The 17,416-nt window shown below is 36.5% G+C and carries 17 protein-coding genes; 7 read left to right on the top strand and 10 right to left on the bottom strand.

Annotated features, from left to right (window positions below; translation table 11 throughout):
- Positions 1–633 precede the first annotated feature (633 nt).
- Positions 634–1,284, bottom strand: coding sequence for an A1S_1983 family putative colistin resistance protein (locus tag D7V20_RS00680; RefSeq protein WP_120382437.1), 651 nt, complete (start codon positions 1,282–1,284; stop codon positions 634–636).
- Positions 1,285–1,385: 101 nt separating this feature from the next.
- Here D7V20_RS00680 and ispF point away from each other — a divergent pair, with 101 nt between their 5' ends.
- A complete protein-coding gene (gene ispF, locus D7V20_RS00675; protein ID WP_120382436.1) occupies positions 1,386–1,877 on the top strand; it encodes a 2-C-methyl-D-erythritol 2,4-cyclodiphosphate synthase in 492 nt (163 codons plus the stop codon).
- Positions 1,878–1,969: 92 nt separating this feature from the next.
- Here the strand turns inward: ispF and D7V20_RS00670 are convergent, their stop codons facing one another.
- From D7V20_RS00670 to D7V20_RS00640, 7 genes are all read right to left on the bottom strand, one after another.
- Complete coding sequence (locus tag D7V20_RS00670) at positions 1,970–2,494, bottom strand: protein tyrosine phosphatase family protein (RefSeq protein ID WP_120382435.1); 525 nt, start codon at positions 2,492–2,494, stop codon at positions 1,970–1,972.
- A gap of 80 nt (positions 2,495–2,574) precedes the next feature.
- The gene (locus D7V20_RS00665) at positions 2,575–3,666 is read right to left on the bottom strand and encodes a 3-deoxy-7-phosphoheptulonate synthase (RefSeq protein ID WP_120382434.1); all 1,092 of its coding nucleotides are present in this window, start codon (positions 3,664–3,666) and stop codon (positions 2,575–2,577) included.
- A 141-nt stretch (positions 3,667–3,807) separates the two neighbouring features.
- The gene (locus D7V20_RS00660) at positions 3,808–4,689 is read right to left on the bottom strand and encodes a sulfite exporter TauE/SafE family protein (protein ID WP_120382433.1); all 882 of its coding nucleotides are present in this window, start codon (positions 4,687–4,689) and stop codon (positions 3,808–3,810) included.
- 325 nt (positions 4,690–5,014) lie between these two features.
- A complete protein-coding gene (locus tag D7V20_RS00655; RefSeq protein WP_120382432.1) occupies positions 5,015–5,302 on the bottom strand; it encodes a hypothetical protein in 288 nt (95 codons plus the stop codon).
- Positions 5,299–6,873: a PepSY-associated TM helix domain-containing protein gene (locus D7V20_RS00650; RefSeq protein ID WP_120382431.1), complete on the bottom strand. Its 1,575-nt coding sequence runs from the start codon at positions 6,871–6,873 to the stop codon at positions 5,299–5,301. The genes D7V20_RS00655 and D7V20_RS00650 overlap by 4 nt, the downstream gene beginning before the upstream one ends.
- 3 nt (positions 6,874–6,876) lie before the next feature.
- Positions 6,877–7,155: a hypothetical protein gene (locus D7V20_RS00645; protein WP_120382430.1), complete on the bottom strand. Its 279-nt coding sequence runs from the start codon at positions 7,153–7,155 to the stop codon at positions 6,877–6,879.
- Positions 7,156–7,231: 76 nt separating this feature from the next.
- Positions 7,232–9,388 carry a TonB-dependent siderophore receptor gene (locus tag D7V20_RS00640; protein WP_120382429.1) on the bottom strand — a complete coding sequence of 719 codons (2,157 nt, stop codon included), beginning with the start codon at positions 9,386–9,388 and terminating at the stop codon, positions 7,232–7,234.
- Positions 9,389–9,626: 238 nt separating this feature from the next.
- Here D7V20_RS00640 and lpxB point away from each other — a divergent pair, with 238 nt between their 5' ends.
- Positions 9,627–10,799, top strand: a complete 1,173-nt coding sequence (lpxB, locus tag D7V20_RS00635; protein WP_120382428.1) for a lipid-A-disaccharide synthase — start codon at positions 9,627–9,629, stop codon at positions 10,797–10,799.
- Between the two features lie 178 nt (positions 10,800–10,977).
- Here the strand turns inward: lpxB and D7V20_RS00630 are convergent, their stop codons facing one another.
- Complete coding sequence (locus D7V20_RS00630) at positions 10,978–11,850, bottom strand: DUF2797 domain-containing protein (protein ID WP_120382427.1); 873 nt, start codon at positions 11,848–11,850, stop codon at positions 10,978–10,980.
- 32 nt (positions 11,851–11,882) lie between these two features.
- On the opposite strand from D7V20_RS00630, the gene D7V20_RS00625 reads away from it, so the two are divergent.
- The 4 genes from D7V20_RS00625 (at position 11,883) to D7V20_RS00610 (ending at position 15,972) form a co-directional block, all read left to right on the top strand.
- Positions 11,883–12,353: a DUF6231 family protein gene (locus D7V20_RS00625; protein WP_120382426.1), complete on the top strand. Its 471-nt coding sequence runs from the start codon at positions 11,883–11,885 to the stop codon at positions 12,351–12,353.
- A gap of 125 nt (positions 12,354–12,478) precedes the next feature.
- Positions 12,479–13,090, top strand: coding sequence for a YidB family protein (locus D7V20_RS00620; RefSeq protein ID WP_120382425.1), 612 nt, complete (start codon positions 12,479–12,481; stop codon positions 13,088–13,090).
- Positions 13,091–13,590: 500 nt separating this feature from the next.
- Entirely contained in the window at positions 13,591–15,579 is a 1,989-nt protein-coding gene (tkt, locus tag D7V20_RS00615; protein WP_120382424.1) for a transketolase, read from the top strand.
- 177 nt (positions 15,580–15,756) lie between these two features.
- On the top strand, positions 15,757–15,972 hold the full coding sequence (locus tag D7V20_RS00610; RefSeq protein WP_120382423.1) for a hypothetical protein: 216 nt from the start codon (positions 15,757–15,759) through the stop codon (positions 15,970–15,972).
- 65 nt (positions 15,973–16,037) lie between these two features.
- Here D7V20_RS00610 and D7V20_RS00605 read toward each other — a convergent pair whose 3' ends face one another.
- Positions 16,038–16,451, bottom strand: a complete 414-nt coding sequence (locus tag D7V20_RS00605) for an OsmC family protein (protein ID WP_120382422.1) — start codon at positions 16,449–16,451, stop codon at positions 16,038–16,040.
- 304 nt (positions 16,452–16,755) lie between these two features.
- On the opposite strand from D7V20_RS00605, the gene D7V20_RS00600 reads away from it, so the two are divergent.
- A complete protein-coding gene (locus tag D7V20_RS00600) occupies positions 16,756–17,340 on the top strand; it encodes a YceI family protein (protein WP_120382421.1) in 585 nt (194 codons plus the stop codon).
- The last annotated feature ends 76 nt before the right edge of the window (positions 17,341–17,416 follow it).

The raw sequence follows: 17,416 nt of genomic DNA, 5'->3' as shown, positions 1-17,416 counted from the left end.
TGTTATTTCATATAAAAGCCCAATCAAATAGATTGGGCTTTTTGTTTCAGAAAGAGTTTTGTTGAAGGATGAAGTTAACTATGCTTAGTTTTGTTTAAGAATCTGTTGTTTTAAGTTGATCATAATATAGCGCTCTCAAAACAGAAGGAGTCCTGCAAAAATACAAATCATTGTTTTATTCTCAATATTTAAAACGCTAAGTAATTAAAAATTAAGCAAAATGTAAATGAAATAAGAATGTGAAGTTTAGGGTTTTTATTGCTGATCATGGATAATTCGAAATTCAATAGTGATTTAAGTATATTCATTGCATTATCTTCATCGTTAGTATTATGTTGAAGTATCTATTTGATAGATGATGAAAAAATTTATTTTTAACAAAAAATAATGAAGTTTTAAAATCGTGATCGCTTTAGTTCGGTTTTGAGTCGATGCACTCTAGATTCAAAAATAGAATTTTGATCCATTTAGCTCAAAATGAATACCTATAAAAACAGGTTGTGTAATACCGTTATTTTATTATTCATAGATAGGTATGAGTATTTTCCCTAAACAATTTGATCGTCAAATTTGTTATTCATTTTTATATACCGAAAGATAATTTATTGATTAGCAAGCACAATATGATAAAACTTAATCATATAAACGATAGACACCAGTAAAGCGTTCGCAACCTTTCTGTTCAGTTTTTATCGATAGAATTGATTTCTGGAAATTGAGTTGATATTTGCAATCATGTTCATTGTCCAAAATTTCGTTTTTCTTTTCGGGTGTGGTGTATGCCAATAAGGTGACAATTTGAGTGTCTTTACGGTTATTGGGATTGCGATATGCGATACCTTCAACTTTGATACGGTCTTTGGTTAACTGATGAATTTGCAAATGGATCGGTTGTTTCGCAATTTCACCATGTTCATATTTAATGAAATGTTGCGTTAAACTTTGATTCATTGAAGTATAAAAGTTAAAGTCTTCTAGGCGAATATCAATTTGCTGTTTAAAGCAATCATTAGATTTACATTGCTTTAAACGGTTGAACCATAACTGATTGGTGTCATTGATTAAGCGAATAGGTGCGTCTGTAATGAGATAAGCTGTTAAATACTTTTCATTTAGTTCTGCTCGTAAATCTTTGAATTGTGTTTCACACAAGGTCTTCAAAGTTGAAGCGTTTTGATGCGCACAATCCACAGGTAAGGCATAAACAGCAGATGTGCTGATACAGCTTAAAATGAGAGCAGATAAGAGCGTTTTAGTTTGATTAAATTCTGTATTCAACAGCATGATCGCTTATACTTTCACAATGTTTGCATACGTACTATAGCGAAATAGAAAGTACGAATACAAGATTTTTCAAAGGAAAAGATTGCATAAAGGAGCTGAAAATGATCATACCGATTCGTATTGGGCAAGGAATGGATGTACATGCTTTTGATGAAGGTGATTTTGTAACTTTGGCTGGCGTACAAATTCCACATAGTCATGGCTTAAAAGCGCATTCGGATGGTGATGTGGTGTTACATGCCTTATGTGATGCATTATTAGGTGCACTGGCTTTGGGTGATATTGGGCAGCATTTTCCAGACACTGACCCAGAGTTTAAAGGTGCAGATAGTCGTAAGTTATTGAAGCATGTGTATCAGTTGATTTTAGATCGTGGTTATGTGTTGAATAATGCTGATATTACAGTGGCATGCGAGCGTCCGAAATTGGCGAAACATAACTTAGAAATGCGTCAAAGCATTGCAGATGTTTTGGATGTGGATATTACCCAGATCAGTATTAAAGCAACCACAACTGAAAAATTAGGTTTCACAGGACGTCAGGAAGGTATTTTATCGACTGCGACGGTATTGATTACGCATCCTACCAAGTAAAAAATGATCAGCTAATCTGTTGTAACGTGTGATATCTAACGTTTATTTTGAATGATTAACTGATCGATTTTTAAGGACGGAGTGTCTAAGGTTTAAAAAAACTGATCCGCATTCATTAATGAATGTTGTAAATCTTCTGTGGCTTTGCGCCCTTGAAGTTGTAAGCCGACCGCATGAATTAAACCCGTCCAGGTTTCATTCGGTTCCCAAATTTGGTGCAGTAGCTCTTGGGCTGTCGGCATATCGATATTCATGAAATATTGTCGATATAGATACATGAGGCTACTGACCCGCATATTTTTGGCACAATGTACCCAAATCATTTTTTCCTGAACCAAATGTGCAATCAAGTCCAAAACAAATAGACACTGATCATCGGCAGGTGTTTCCCACAAAATTGGGACTTGAATATAGTTAAGCCCAAGTTCAGCACAGATTTTATCTTCACCAGCTAAGTGTGGTTCCGCATCATTAAAGGCAAGATTGATGACTGTATCTATGCCATATTCTTTAATGTGTTGAAATTGCTCTAGTGAAGGCTGTCCTGAAGTAAATAAATGCTCATGTATAAACTGGAAGTTTGGAATTTGGCTGAGTTCTTGTTCAAATTCGTTCATAACACTCTAACACTTACACAAAAATTTTAATGACATCATAAACAAAAACGCCATCTATGTAGATGGCGTTTTTAAATTAATTAGCGATTTGGTAAAACTTCTTTTAATGCCGCATCCATTTCGAGTAGGGCTTTTTCAGTGGTTTCCCAATCGATACATCCATCAGTAACAGATTTGCCATATTCCAAATCACTGAGATTTTCAGGAATATCTTGGCGTCCACCTTTGATATGACTCTCAACCATAATCCCGACAATAGACTTATTACCATCTAAAATTTGTTCGGTAATATTTTTCAATACCAAAGGTTGTAAGTATGGGTCTTTGTTTGAGTTGGCATGACTGGTATCAATCATGATTTTGTTGCTTACTTTGGCTTTTGCTAAAGCATTTTCAGTTTCAGCGACTGAACCTGCATCATAGTTTGGTTTGCCATTACCACCACGTAAAACAACGTGAGCATATGGGTTACCATTGGTACGAATAACAGAAACTTGTCCTTCGTTGTTTAAACCTAAGAAACTATGACCATGTTTTACCGATTGCATAGCATTGGTTGCAACCGTTAAACCACCATCTGTACCATTTTTAAAGCCGACAGGTGATGAAAGACCTGAAGACATTTCACGGTGTGTTTGGCTTTCAGTCGTACGTGCGCCAATCGCAGACCAAGAAATTAAGTCTTGGTAATATTGTGGTGAATTTGGATCGAGTGCTTCAGTTGCACAAGGAAGCCCTTTGTCATTCAATTCAAGCAAAAGTTTACGACCAATACGTAAACCTTTTTCGATATTGAATGAATCATTCATGTCGGGATCATTAATTAAACCTTTCCAACCTACAGTTGTACGTGGTTTTTCAAAATAAACACGCATGATGATAAATAACGTATCTTTTACTTTTTCACTTAAAACTTTTAAGCGATCTGCATAATCATGGGCAGCAACGGGGTCATGAATCGAGCATGGACCAATCACAACAAATAAACGGTTGTCTTTACCATCAAGAATATTGCGAACTGTTTCACGACCATGCAGCACAGTTTGATAGGCATTTTCATTTAAAGGCAATTCAGCTTTAAGTTCAGCTGGAGTTACAAGTGTTTGAATGCTTTGTACATTCACATCATCAATATCTGATTGAGTAATTGGAGTAGACTGTTGTGTATTCATTGCCGTCACTAGGTATTAGATCATACAAAAGTATTTTTAGTTGGCTGAATATAACATGAATTGAGCAAAGTTTTGTTATAAATAAATCATTAAAACTTTGCGATCAATTCATAAAATTCAGTTATGAGTTAAACCTGCAAATTAACCTAAATAATGGTGTTGTTGTACTTGAACAACCATAGCAGTTTTAGGTTTTTCTACTGGTTTGCTTTTTACAGGATTCAAAATAAAGTTGATACCCAGTGCAAATAAGGTAACACCTAATATTTTACGAATCATTTTTTCAGGTAGGCGAGAGCTGATCAGTGTACCAATCACAATCGCTGGAATTGATCCAACTAAAAGCCAACCCAATAAGTGGAAATCGACATTACCAGAGGTCATGTGTGCAAAGCCTGCAACAGACGTCAGTAAAACAGCATGAACCACATCTGAACCAATAATGCGAATCATAGGTAAATTTGGGAACATTAAAATTAGTGCCATAATCCCGAAAGCACCTGCACCGACTGAAGATAATGTGACGAATACACCCAATACAATCCCCATAATGACGACATAAAGACGTTTACCATCGATTGTGAAATTATTGGTTTCATGGAAATCATGTTTTTCCGCACGGAATTTAGCAAAGAACTTTTCGATTTGCGCACGGAACACAATTGAAAGCCCTGTCAGCGTCAACATGAAACCTAAGACCATGGTCAATACAGCTTTGTAATGTGTTGAACCACTCAGGTAGGTTTCTAAAGCCCAATGGGTCGCAAATGATGCAGGAATACTGCCCGCAGCGAGCCATAAAACAATCGGCCAAACAATATTCAGTTTTTTAGCATGCACCAAAGAACCACAAAATTTTGAAATAGCAGCGTAAAGCAGGTCGGTACCAATCGCAATGTGTGGTTCTATTCTAAATAAGCTGATTAGAATAGGGGTCATTAAAGAACCACCACCGACACCCGTAATACCTACGCAAAAACCAACCAGAACACCAGCTAAAATAAACTCAACAGGACCAACCATGACTATAGTGCCAAATATCAGAAAACAGGCATATCTTATGACTTTTTGATATAAGTGGTTGTCTTGATTATTGATTTACTTATTCTAAAAAATGCTAAAGTAATTTTAAAATGATTATTTTAAAACTTTTTTCAAGAAATTATTTATATCTATTTGAAAATATTTAACTATTTATTTTGGATAATGCTCGTTGATGATTAGGGGGATAGTTGCAGTACAATTGTTAACCCCAGTAAATGAAGTACTGTTGGCATTAGATAAGTAGAAATGCCAAAGTGCTCAAATGTTTCAATCACTAAACTTCTAAATACTCAAGCTAAGCTATTTAAGTTTTGCTTTTGGGTTTGAGATCGTTGATTGATAAAATCAACCCAAAAATAATTGGAGTTGAAAATAGACACAAGGCAACAATCGCAATGCTATTGCCAAAATAATGACTCAAACAACTAAGTGCGATCAGTATAAAAATAAACGCAATAACACGAATACGCTTAGGATGCTTCGCCAGTATGGCCCATTTCGATTTTAAGGTTTTCGGGATTTGTTTGCTGCTGACTAAATACAAGCCAAAACTCGCAATCAGAATCAATCCAAAAGTAATGATTAAAATCATTTTAGAGACTCCGAAAATGTTGGCTTAGCTTGATTGTTTGCTAATTTCTGTTGAATTTTAGCTACCGATTTTTGCTGTATCGGAACAATTTTTTGATGTAGGAAGATTGCCATCATTGCAAAGAGTGTAATCATTAAATCGACACGTAAAAATGCCCAATATTGTTGAAATGATTGGATATGATTATGGGTGATTAAATAATAAATATTAAAAAATGGTAATCCTAACCCCAGTCCAATAAAGACTTTAAGTTGCGATTTCCATAAATATTGTTGTGGCGTGATGAGGGCAAAGATAAAGCTCATTAGCCACACAATAAAGAAACTGTATATTTCATAATTAGGGCCGTCAGCTTGAATCTGTACCAGTCTATTGGCATACAAATAACTGAGCATTGCGATCGGTAAGCCTAAGATTACAGCGATATTTAAACGGTTCACCAGATATTGTCCGAAATGAAAACGCTGTGTTTTATTTTGAATTTGACGTTTTAAACTCCACAATAATAAGCCAGATGCAATCATGGCACAGCCTAAAATACCTGAAAAAAAGAAGGCTAAACGTAAAATCGGTTGTGCAAAATCTGCCATGTGTAAGCCATAGACACCTGCATTTAAGGTTGCAATTGCACTGTGATTACGTGTGTCGTTAAGTAAATGACCATCTTGCGCATTAAAACTCAGTTGCGCTTGATTTCGTGTAATGGATTGATCTTTAAGTTCTGTAATCGTCAGTTGAGCAAGCTGAGTATTGGGCTGTTTCACTGTAATATGATCAATTTCTGAATTTCCCCAACGCTGTTGGGACTGTTTTAAAAAATAATCAATCGGTAGCATCTGTACTTTGTTGGCAGTTATTTCATTTGAAGATATTGAAATAGTTCTAATTTCTTCAAAATATTGAAATGGATTGTCGGGGTAAAGTTTTTTCATACCCGCAGGAAAGATAATGTAAAAGAAAATCGCCAATCCTGTAAATGTAACGGTCAAAAAAAATGGCAAGGCCAATACTGCAGAAACATTATGAAAGTCTAAATAGGAGCGTTGTCCCTTGAAAGCTCTTAATGTAAAGAAATCGGTAAATATTTTTTTATGGGTAATGATGCCTGAAATAAGGGTAATCAACATGACTAAAGCGGCGAGGGTAACAATCAACCGACCAATTTGATAAGGCATGCCATACAATTGATAATGAAAAGTATAGAAAAAATTACCGCCTTGTGTGGCTGATAAATTTAACGCTTTTCCAGTATTGGCATCTAAGGTTTTACTTTCATAGCTGTTATCCGCTTTCTGCCAATAGATTTTATTGACGGGGGATTCAGCATTGGCCACACCGATATACCAATTTTTGGCATCTGCTGCATTTTTTTGTAGATAATCAAAAGCAGTATGCACAGCGGTGTCTTGATGAATTTGCATACTTGCGAATTGAGGTTGCATCCAAGTGCTGATCGCATGACGATAATAGGTGACTGAACCTGTCATAAAAATTGCCAGAAGAAGCCAGCCTAAAAGAAGCCCAATCCATGAATGTAGCCATGCCATCGATTGGCGAACAGATTTAAACATGGATTAACCTACTAATTTCGAAAGTAAAAACAACATGGATAACAAAGACAGAATAATGGTTGAGAGTTTTTTTAAAGATTGAATACAAAAACTCGAAATCACAAAAATAATGTAAAAAACCAAAGCTGAAAATGCAGCCAAATAAATAGATTCTGCTTTTGCAAAATAAGGATAAAAAAGATCAGTTAAAGATAAAGACAATAAGTAGCTACAGATATACCCCAAACCAAAGGCAAGAATAAAACGATATAAGACTGATAATGGATATTGAACTTTATGCATAACGAACCATTTTATTCAGATAAAAGTGCCTTGGTTTACTTTTATCTTCAAGGGTGAAAACCAAGGCGCTATTGAATCAATATTTAAATTTTACAGCAACACTATAATTGGCAGGTGCGCCATAAAAACCTTGAGCATCGGGGAAGTTATAGAGATATTTCTCATCGGTGAGGTTATTACCATTGGCTTGTAAAGTGATGTTCTTATTCACTTCGTAGCTTGCCATGACATTGACCAACGCATAAGCATCTTGTTGAATCACACCCGCTTTTTGAGTCACAACGCCATTGCTTTCAGTTTGAGGCACATCTAAATGTGTTTTATCTTGCCATTGAACGCCTAAACCGAGTTTTAACTTCGGTAGTTGAGGTACTTGATAGGTTGTTAATAAATTGAAAGATTGTGTTGGGTTGAAGGTACGTGCATCTCCACCATTAATTAGATCTTTCAAACTCAATAAGGTATAACCAAAACTGAGATTTAAATTGTCTGTAAGCTGTCCTGCAAGGCCAAATTCGTAGCCTTGAGAACGTAAATCACTGACTTGGGTTTTACGTGTAGTCGGTAGTCCATCTGAGTTACGTAGCGGGTAATTACTTTCTTCGGTACGGAAAACCGCCATGGTTGCTGTTAATTTGTCATCTAACCATGTGCTTTTTATCCCAACTTCATAGCTTTCGCCTTCAATGGGTTTATTAATACTTCCATCAAGCGCCTTGGTTGTTTGCGGGCGGAAAATAGAGGTATAACTCATATAGCCTGTATATTCAGGGGTGAAATTATAGGTTAACCCTGCATAAGGTAAAACTTTGTCTTCATCATAAATCGTGTCAGTACCATAGCTGCTACCTGTACTTTCAGCTTGCACATAGTTTGCACCTAAGAGCAGTTTTAAATCATCGTTAAAATGCAAACGTGTTGCCGCATAATAACTTTGATTTTTTTGTTTCATATGCATTTCACCACTGGTTTGGGAGAAATCCCACGTCGGTTCCGCAGCAGTCCAGCTGGCTAAATCAGTCGTTAAATGATTTGCATAACTTCCACCATAACCCAATTCATTGCTGTTATTTTCAGACCATGAATAACCAAAAGTGGCTTCATGTTTTTGTCCGAATAATGGATATGTCCCTTGGAAATTAATATTGGCTTGGCGTGCTTTATTGTCATCTATATAAATACCAGGCCATAAGTAGACACCAGAGGTTCCATCTGCACTCGGATTACCCGATAAATATAATAATTTTGAGCGACGATCGGTTTGCTTTTCATCATAAGACAATTTTGCAACCCAATCACCGCCTAGCTTTTGTTGCAATTCAGCGAAATAGTTTTTGATATTGGTATCCCAATAGGTCCATTCTGGGCTGTAGTTATAATCTCGTGAATAATGCAGTTGTTCACCTTGTGTATTAATCAGCGGATTGGCGCCCCAGTTATTACCGTTCGAATTATTATTGGTTTCGGTATAACCTGCCGTGAATAATGTTGAATCGGTGAGATCTGCTTCAATGATTGCACCAAAGCCATTTTTCTCAAGTGAATAGTGGTCTAAATAACTATCACCCGTCTGTTCATAACCAAATACACGACCACGGATTTTACCATCCTTGGTGAGGGCTGAAGATATATCTGCCTCATAACGTTGGGTATTCCAAGAACCATAACTTGCATTAAAAGACGCTTGTAAGTCTTGTGTTGGGCGTTTGCGGATCATGTTAATGGTCGCACTTGGATCACCTACACCATTATTTAAAGCATCCGCACCTTTAACGACTTCAATTCGATCAAACAAGAAACTGTCAGGATTATCATTATTGTAGTTATAGCTTTCTAAGGGGAAACCAACGCCATCAACCAATATATTTGAAATTTCAAAACCACGTGCAAGATAAGTGCTCCGGTCGGTTTCTTGGTTACTGACAATCACACCCGGTACATTACGTAATACGTCACGTGTGCTATTCAGTGCAAAATCATCCAGTTGCTGACGGGTCACTACATTGACCGTTTGCGGCGTTTCTTTCAGTGGAATATTGAGTTTAGTGGCACTAGAAGATCGTTTAATGATATAGGATTTAGACTGTTCAGACGTTTGCTCATTTTGATCGGCATTTGCTTCAATTGTGATGGTGGCTAGAGTTTGTACATCTTCAGCCAAACTATATTGTGCACTGAAAATAGCCAATGTGATCATCGAAAGCTTAAAAGGGGATGAGATAGTGTTTGTCATTTACAAATACAAATGAGAATAATTATTAATAAGTTTATTGTTTGTAAATATGCTTTACAAGTTTTTTACAATTGGAAATATAAATTGAAAATACTTTTTGATTGAAAATAGGTGAAAAGTGATTGGATAAATCAGTGTTCGAATCAATACTGAATTTAAGAGTACTGTGCTCAGATACACACCAATCCAAAAATGACTATGCTATGATGTGCCTGTTAAAAGGGTGAGGAAGAATATCTTGCAAAATCGGAAACTTAAAATTGGAATCGTAGTAGGTGAAGTATCAGGAGATACTTTAGGTGCGAAACTTATCCGTAGTTTTCGTGAACAAGGTATAGATGTTGAGTTTGAGGGGATTGGTGGTCCTCAAATGATCGCAGAAGGCTTTAATAGTTTTTACCCGATGGATATTTTATCGGTTATGGGAATCGTTGAAGTACTTAAAGATTTGAAAAAACTATTTGCTGTTCGTGATGGCCTAGTTGAGCGATGGACAGAAAATCCTGTCGATATTTTTATTGGTATTGATGCGCCAGATTTTAATTTACGTCTTTCTAAAAGTTTAAAACAGAAAAATTTAGCGATTAAAACAGTTCAATACGTGAGTCCTTCAGTTTGGGCATGGCGTCAAGGGCGAGTACATGGCATTAAAGCCAGTATTGATTTAGTGTTGTGTTTATTTCCGTTTGAAAAAGCATTTTTTGAAAAGTTTGCTGTACCCGCGGCCTTTGTTGGTCATCCTCTTGCCAGTCAATTGTCATTACAAAACCCGATTTTAGATGCCAAACAAGAGCTGGGTTTAGACATTAGCCAAAAACATATTGCATTATTGCCGGGGAGTCGCCGTGGTGAAATTGAACGACTTGGGCCATTGGTGTTAGATGCAGCAAAAATCATTCACCAAAAGCACCCTGAGTATCAATTTTTAATTCCTGCGATTAATGATTTACGAAAACAGCAAATTGAAGAACTATTAAAAAACTATCCGAAATCATTAACAGATCAAATTCATTTACTTGAAAATACAGATAAAGAATCAAAAATTGGTCGTCAAGTCATGAATGCTGCAAATATTGTGGCTTTAGCGTCAGGAACGGCGACTTTAGAAGCACTATTATTGCATCGTCCAATGGTGACTTTTTATAAACTGAATTGGTTGACTTATATCATTGCAAAACTATTGGTGAAGATTCCTTATTATTCTTTACCCAATATTATTGCAGGTAAAAAAGTGATTCAGGAACTTATTCAACAAGATGCAACCGCTGAAAAACTTGCAGATGAGATTGAAAAATTAATGAATATTGAAACGGCTCAAATTCAAGTGATGCAATTGATTACCATGCATAAGCAATTATTGTCAGGCAATAGCGAAGATCCTGTACAAGCAATTTTAGCGATTTTAAAATAGCCTAAGCATTTTAATATTGTTAATTTTTAAGATTTATGTATTTGATTTTAAATTATATTTTTTGATGTGATTGTGATAAAGAGTTAAGAAGAGGTTATTTAAATCCTCTTCCTCTTGCGCGTAATAACGCTCATCCTTTAAAAAAGGAGAGATTGTTCAATATGGATTGATTAACTGATTATTCAGCCCGAACTTTAAGCTCATATCCAGTATATTTACGGATATTGATCACACCTGTATCCATAATTAAGTATTGACCTTTGATGCCTTGTAATTTGCCACGAATAATCGGGGTTTTATCCAAGTTATGCGATTTAATCTTTTCAGGATAAAGATCAACAGGATAAACAAATTCACGTGGCAATTCATTTTCAAGCAATTCAACGGTTTCGTTAAACTCAAGATTTTGGGCAAATTCATCACGAATGGTCTGAATTTTAGGTGCGAATTCTTTAACCAAGTCATTGCGAATTTCAATTAAATCGACAGGTTCTGCTTCGCCTTTGAGTAATTTACGCCAATCTGTTTTATCTGCAACTTGGGTTCCAAACATAACTTCTAGCTGACCAGACAGGCGACGTGAACCGACTTTCATAATCGGCAGGGCTTGTGTTGCACCCTGATCTAACCAACGGGTTGGCATTTGACCTATACGGGTAATTCCAACTTTTAAAGCACTGGAATTGGCTAAATAAACGATATGTGGCTGGAAGCAAACGTTATGCGCAAAATCATTTTCACGGCACGTTCCCAAATGATAATGGCAGGTTTCAGGCTTCATGATACACATGTCACAAGCTGCTTTGGTTTTCATGCATTTAAAACAATGACCTTGTGAATATGACTTCGGGGTTTTTGACCCGCATGATACGCAGTAAATATTTCCAGTCGCTTCAATTTCAATTTCTTGACCTAAACTAAACGGAAGGTCAATTTCTGAACGATCTAATATGAATTTATATTCAACATTTGCCTTATGTGTTTGCTGATCAGTTACACTTAGGTCTTTAAGGCCTGCATGCATTTTATGGCAAATGCCTTGTAGTTCCATGTTTAATTACTCACTTCAATAAAGGTGCAGTTATGGCTGAGCAAAATGTCATCACTTCAATGCTAGACGATTTATCGTTAGAACAGCCAATTCAAACTGCATTGTGTATTGGGCAAAATTTGGCGCAATACAATGTTCATCATTCAATTCAATGGTCTTATTTTAACGTATCTGAGTTTTTAAATCTGCCTTTTACTCAACGTTATGATTTAGGTTTTGTGTTATTTGATACAGATGAAACTTTAGCTGTTTCAGATCAGCATAAAACACAACTTTTAGTCAAACTACGTGATTTATTGGCGAAACGAATTGTTGTGGTCTGTAAATTAAGTGATGAACAACTATTAAGATCACTTGGTTTTACCCAGTTGATCGATAAAACGTCACATGAGAATGATTTCGCGCTGTGGCAATTTAATATTCTGACGTATAAACATGTGCCTGATTGGTTTAATTCCAAGTTTTGGGCAAATCCTGAAAATTGGGATAAATTCCGTTGGTAAGCTGTTTGTACGAGTTAAAAACTGAGTTTTAACTTATTGCAAAATTTAACAATTTCAATTTTGTCGAAAACAACAAAGCCACGTATGCTGTGCGAGTGTCATAAAAACTTAAAAAGGAGAAACTCATGACAGATTTATCAAATATTGTGGAAATTTTGGCGAAACAAGCGCTTGGCGGACAACAACAATCACAAGGCGGTTTAGGTGGGGGATTGGGGGGCGTGTTAGGTTCAGTATTGGGTGGCTTAACAAGTGGTCAACAACAATCACAACAAGGTGGTTTAGGTGGCATGCTTGGCTCTGTGCTTGGGGGATTGACAGGCGGGCAGCAACAACAAGCACCGCAATCACAATCGAGCGGTTTTAATGGTTCTTCTTTATTGATTGCCGTTGTACCTTTAATCTTAGGTTGGATTCAACAAAATGGTGGTTTACAAGGTGCTTTGGCAAAATTGCAAGGTGCTGGTTTGGGTGGTCAAGTACAAAGTTGGGTCGATCCATCTCAAGGCAATAATGCTGTAGATGCACAGCAAATCCAAAGCTTGTTTGGTGGTCAGCAAGTTGAACAAGTTGCGCAACAAGCTCAAGTTCCAACCAACGAAGTTTATGGTGCGATTTCAACTGTATTACCACAAATCATTGACTCTTTAACACCTCAAGGTGATGCGACAGATCAAAATGAAGCGAATAATGATATTCAAGATGTAATGAACATGGTTTCAGGTTTCTTAAAATAATTGATTAAACTCAGTTATTTATTGGTTTTTATATTTTTGGCAAAGCTGATTTAAAATTGGCTTTGCTTTTTTAAGTCATAGCATCAATCATTTTTAAATAATACTTCATTCCAATATCATCAACATTCTATAAATTAAGTATAAAAATGTATAAGCTGATTTTGATTGATGACTCATCATATCGGTGGGGGCTTTATAGAAACACTTTAAAGTGATCTAAAAATTAAGACATGCTGCAACATGTAGCCCGAGCATACAAATATTGTTATTCATTCTTTTGTATTTTAATTTTTCAAGCAAATGAGCTGAATAAGAGTGAATAATATTCATCTGAATTTGATCTTTTATTTTAAATATGTTTATTTTTTGTTCTATTGCATTTTGATTGGATATTTATAGCTTAACGGGCTTTACGCCTTGCGCTTTTTTTAAGACAATATGCAGCAGTTTTGAATTTAATTCATCTTCTTATTTTTTTCATATTTATTGGACTTTGATCTATGACAACCCCGCTGAATGAACGTCGTATTGCCAATGCAATTCGTGTATTAGCAATGGATGCTGTGCAAAAAGCAAACTCTGGACATCCAGGTGCTCCAATGGGGATGGCAGATATCGCTGATGTGGTATGGCGTGAGTTTTTAAATCATAACCCGACCAATCCACAATGGGCGAACCGTGACCGTTTTGTTTTATCGAATGGTCATGGCTCAATGCTTCAATATGCGTTACTTCATTTAACAGGCTATGATCTTTCTATTGAAGATGTAAAAGCATTCCGTCAATTACATTCAAAAACACCAGGGCATCCTGAATTAGGTTACGCACCAGGTATTGAAACAACCACTGGTCCATTAGGTCAAGGTGTTGCCAATGCGGTTGGTTTTGCTTTGGCTGAAAAAACTTTAGCTGCTCAATTTAACAAAGAAGATATTAAAGTCGTAGATCATTTCACTTACTGTTTCTTGGGTGATGGTTGTTTAATGGAAGGTGTTTCTCATGAAGCATGTTCTCTTGCAGGGACCTTAAGTTTAGGTAAACTTGTTGTTTATTATGATGACAATGGTATCTCGATTGACGGTGAGGTTGAAGGTTGGTTCTCTGACGATACAGAGCAACGTTTCAAAGCTTATGGTTGGCAAGTACTTAAAGTCGATGGTCATGACAGTGATGCAATCCGTGCTGCGACTGTTGAAGCTAAAGCTGAAACCGCAAAACCGACATTGATTATTTGTAAAACAATTATTGGTTTAGGTTCACCAAACAAACAAGGTAAAGAAGATTGCCACGGTGCGCCATTGGGCAATGATGAAATCGCGTTAACACGTGAAGCTTTGGGGTGGAAAGAAGAGCCATTTGTTATTCCTGCTGACGTTTATGCTGCTTGGGATGCAAAAGCCAAAGGTGCTGCTTCTGAAGCTGCTTGGAACGATGTATTTGCAACGTATGCTGCAAAATACCCTACAGAAGCTGCTGAACTTAAACGCCGTTTAACTGGTGATTTACCTGCTGATTTCGTTGCTAAAGCAGATGCTTATATTGCAGAAGTAAATGCAAAAGCTGAAACGATTGCAACACGTAAAGCCAGTCAAAATGCTATTCAAGCATTTGCTCCGCTACTTCCTGAAATCTTAGGTGGTTCTGCTGATTTAGCAGGCTCAAACCTCACACTTTGGAAAGGTGCTGAAAGCGTAGAGTCAAACCCAGCAGGTAATTATGTACATTATGGTGTACGTGAGTTTGGTATGACAGCTATTGCCAATGGTGTTGCATTGCATGGTGGCTTTATCCCTTACGTTGCAACATTCTTAATGTTTATGGAATATGCACGTAACGCGGTACGTATGTCTGCGTTGATGAAACAACGTGTGATCCATGTTTATACACATGACTCGATTGGTCTTGGTGAAGATGGCCCTACACATCAACCTGTAGAACAAATTGCTTCTTTACGTGGTACGCCAAACTTAAATACATGGCGTCCATGTGACACTGTTGAAGCTTCTATTTCTTGGAAATCTGCATTGTTACGCAGTGAAGGCCCGACAGCACTTATTTTCTCTCGTCAAAACCTACCATTCCAAACACGTACTCAAGCTCAAATTGAGAATGTTGCAAAAGGTGGTTATGTCTTGGCTGAAGAAAAAGGTGAATTAAAAGCAATCATCATTGCAACAGGTTCAGAAGTTTCATTGGCAATGGAAGCACATGCTCAACTTGAGGGTGTACGTGTTGTATCTATGCCATGTGCTGAAGAATTTGTAAAACAAGATGCTGCTTATCGTGAAGCTGTACTTCCGGCACACATTCGTGCACGTGTTGCAGTTGAAGCAGCTCATGTAGACTACTGGTGGAAATTTGTTGGTTTAGACGGCAAAGTGATTGGTATGACGACTTATGGTGAATCTGCACCTGCGAAGGACTTATTCCAATTCTTTGGTATCACCACTGAAGCTGTAGTTGAAGCGGTAAAAGAGTTAACAGCTTAGTATTAAATTCTTTTAAAGTTTCCAAACGCTCCAACTTAATTGGAGCGTTTTTTATTTTGAGCGATGTTTTGTAACTAGGTCAAATTTTACGAGTCGTTTTTAGTAATAGGTTTATAGTTGACCCGTTTTTCAGTATTTAAGCGTTATAGTCAAACATAGACCATAAGTGAGGAAAGTATGAGCCTTTATGATCAGATTAGTGATGAAATTGTTTTGATGGATGCAGGCGAGCAAAAGTGGATTGGACAGGATTTGCCTATTGAATCTATGGTCGCCGTTGAGTTGCTATTGCAAGATTTAGCAGAAGATAAGCAAATTAAAATCCGTCGCAAAAACCATGAAAAGCAGACAGGTATGAAGCTGATTGATCGAATCTTGGTTGAAAAGTTGTAAGTTTGAAAATGAAAGCCCTGTAAGGGGCTTTGCTTTGAGTAAAATCATAATTTTTACATATATTTTTAATCAATTTCTAATGTTGTTTGAATCTGAATATTTGACGTCAACAGCTTATGTACAGGACAGCTCTCCGCTACTTTGAGTAACCGTTTATGCTGGTCCTCAGTAAAATCACCTGTTAAAATAATTTTTCGGACAATATTATTTTGCCCAGCTTCTGGTTCACTATTTGGATTCAGTGCTAAATCAACTTGAACATGGTCAAGTTTAATCCCTTTGTGATTGGCATACATTTCTAACGTAATGGTTGTACAAGCACCTAAAGCAGACAATAGTAACTGGATTGGATTTGGGGCTGTATCTTTTCCACCTTTTTCAATGGGTTCGTCGGCATACCATGTATGTCCTTGTTGATCTGTGAGGGTGACACGATAAGGCGTTTTTGTACTGTGTGCTACGCTACTATTATGGCTCATTTCTAATGATTCTCGGAATGAATTCGTAAGCTTATACAACGCCTTAACGACAATTTTGACTGTAGTTGTTTTGTATCGAATATTTTTTAAATGATATTTTAAAATAGAACAGAAATTCAAAAGATAATAATATTATTTTAAATAAAGTGCATCTAATTCAATTGGATATATCTATTTAAGTGTTTATGGAATGCATGAGTCTTGATACTGCGTTCTAATTTTGAAACATATCGTCTTATCTATAACAGTGCATTAAAATCTGAGCGGTATAAAATAACAAACATTCAAGAGCGAGATTAAGAATATGAACTTTAAAGTATTAACATTAGGTTTGGCCGTGGCGTCAGTAACAACGTTCACGATTGCAAAACCAGTGGATTACACGATTGACCCTACACATACTGCTACAGTATTTAGTTGGAACCATTTTGGTTTTTCTACACCATCTGCTAATTTCAGTGATATTCAAGGTACAATCTCTGTAGATAATGCAAAACCTGCAAACTCTTCAGTGAATGTAACTATTCCTTTATCAAGCTTAAATACCAATGTAAAAGCGCTTGATGAGCATTTAAAAAATGCTGATTTCTTTAACGCTGAAAAATACCCAAATATCACGTTTAAAAGTACTAAAGTACAAGCGGTTGGTAAAAACAAATATAAAATTACGGGTAACTTAACGGTTAAAGATGTGACTAAGCCTGTTGTTTTAGATGCAGTTTTAAACAAACAAGGCGTACATCCGATGACCAAAGCACAGTCAATTGGTTTTAATGCAACCACTTCGTTTGATCGTTCTGCATTTGGTGTGGGTGCATATGTGCCAAATGTCGGCGATAAGATCACTGTAAATATTACCACTGAAGCTTCTGTTCCTGCTGCTAAGTAATCAACGAATAAAATGAAAAACTTGCACGAGATACTCTGGTGCAAGTTTTTTTATTGTTTATCAGTAGAGTACACGT

The sequence above is a fragment of the Acinetobacter rongchengensis genome, from assembly GCF_003611475.1.
Taxonomy (GTDB): domain Bacteria; phylum Pseudomonadota; class Gammaproteobacteria; order Pseudomonadales; family Moraxellaceae; genus Acinetobacter; species Acinetobacter rongchengensis.
The sequence above is the reverse complement of the archived record's forward strand: the minus strand, read 5'-3'. Positions and strand labels throughout refer to the sequence as shown.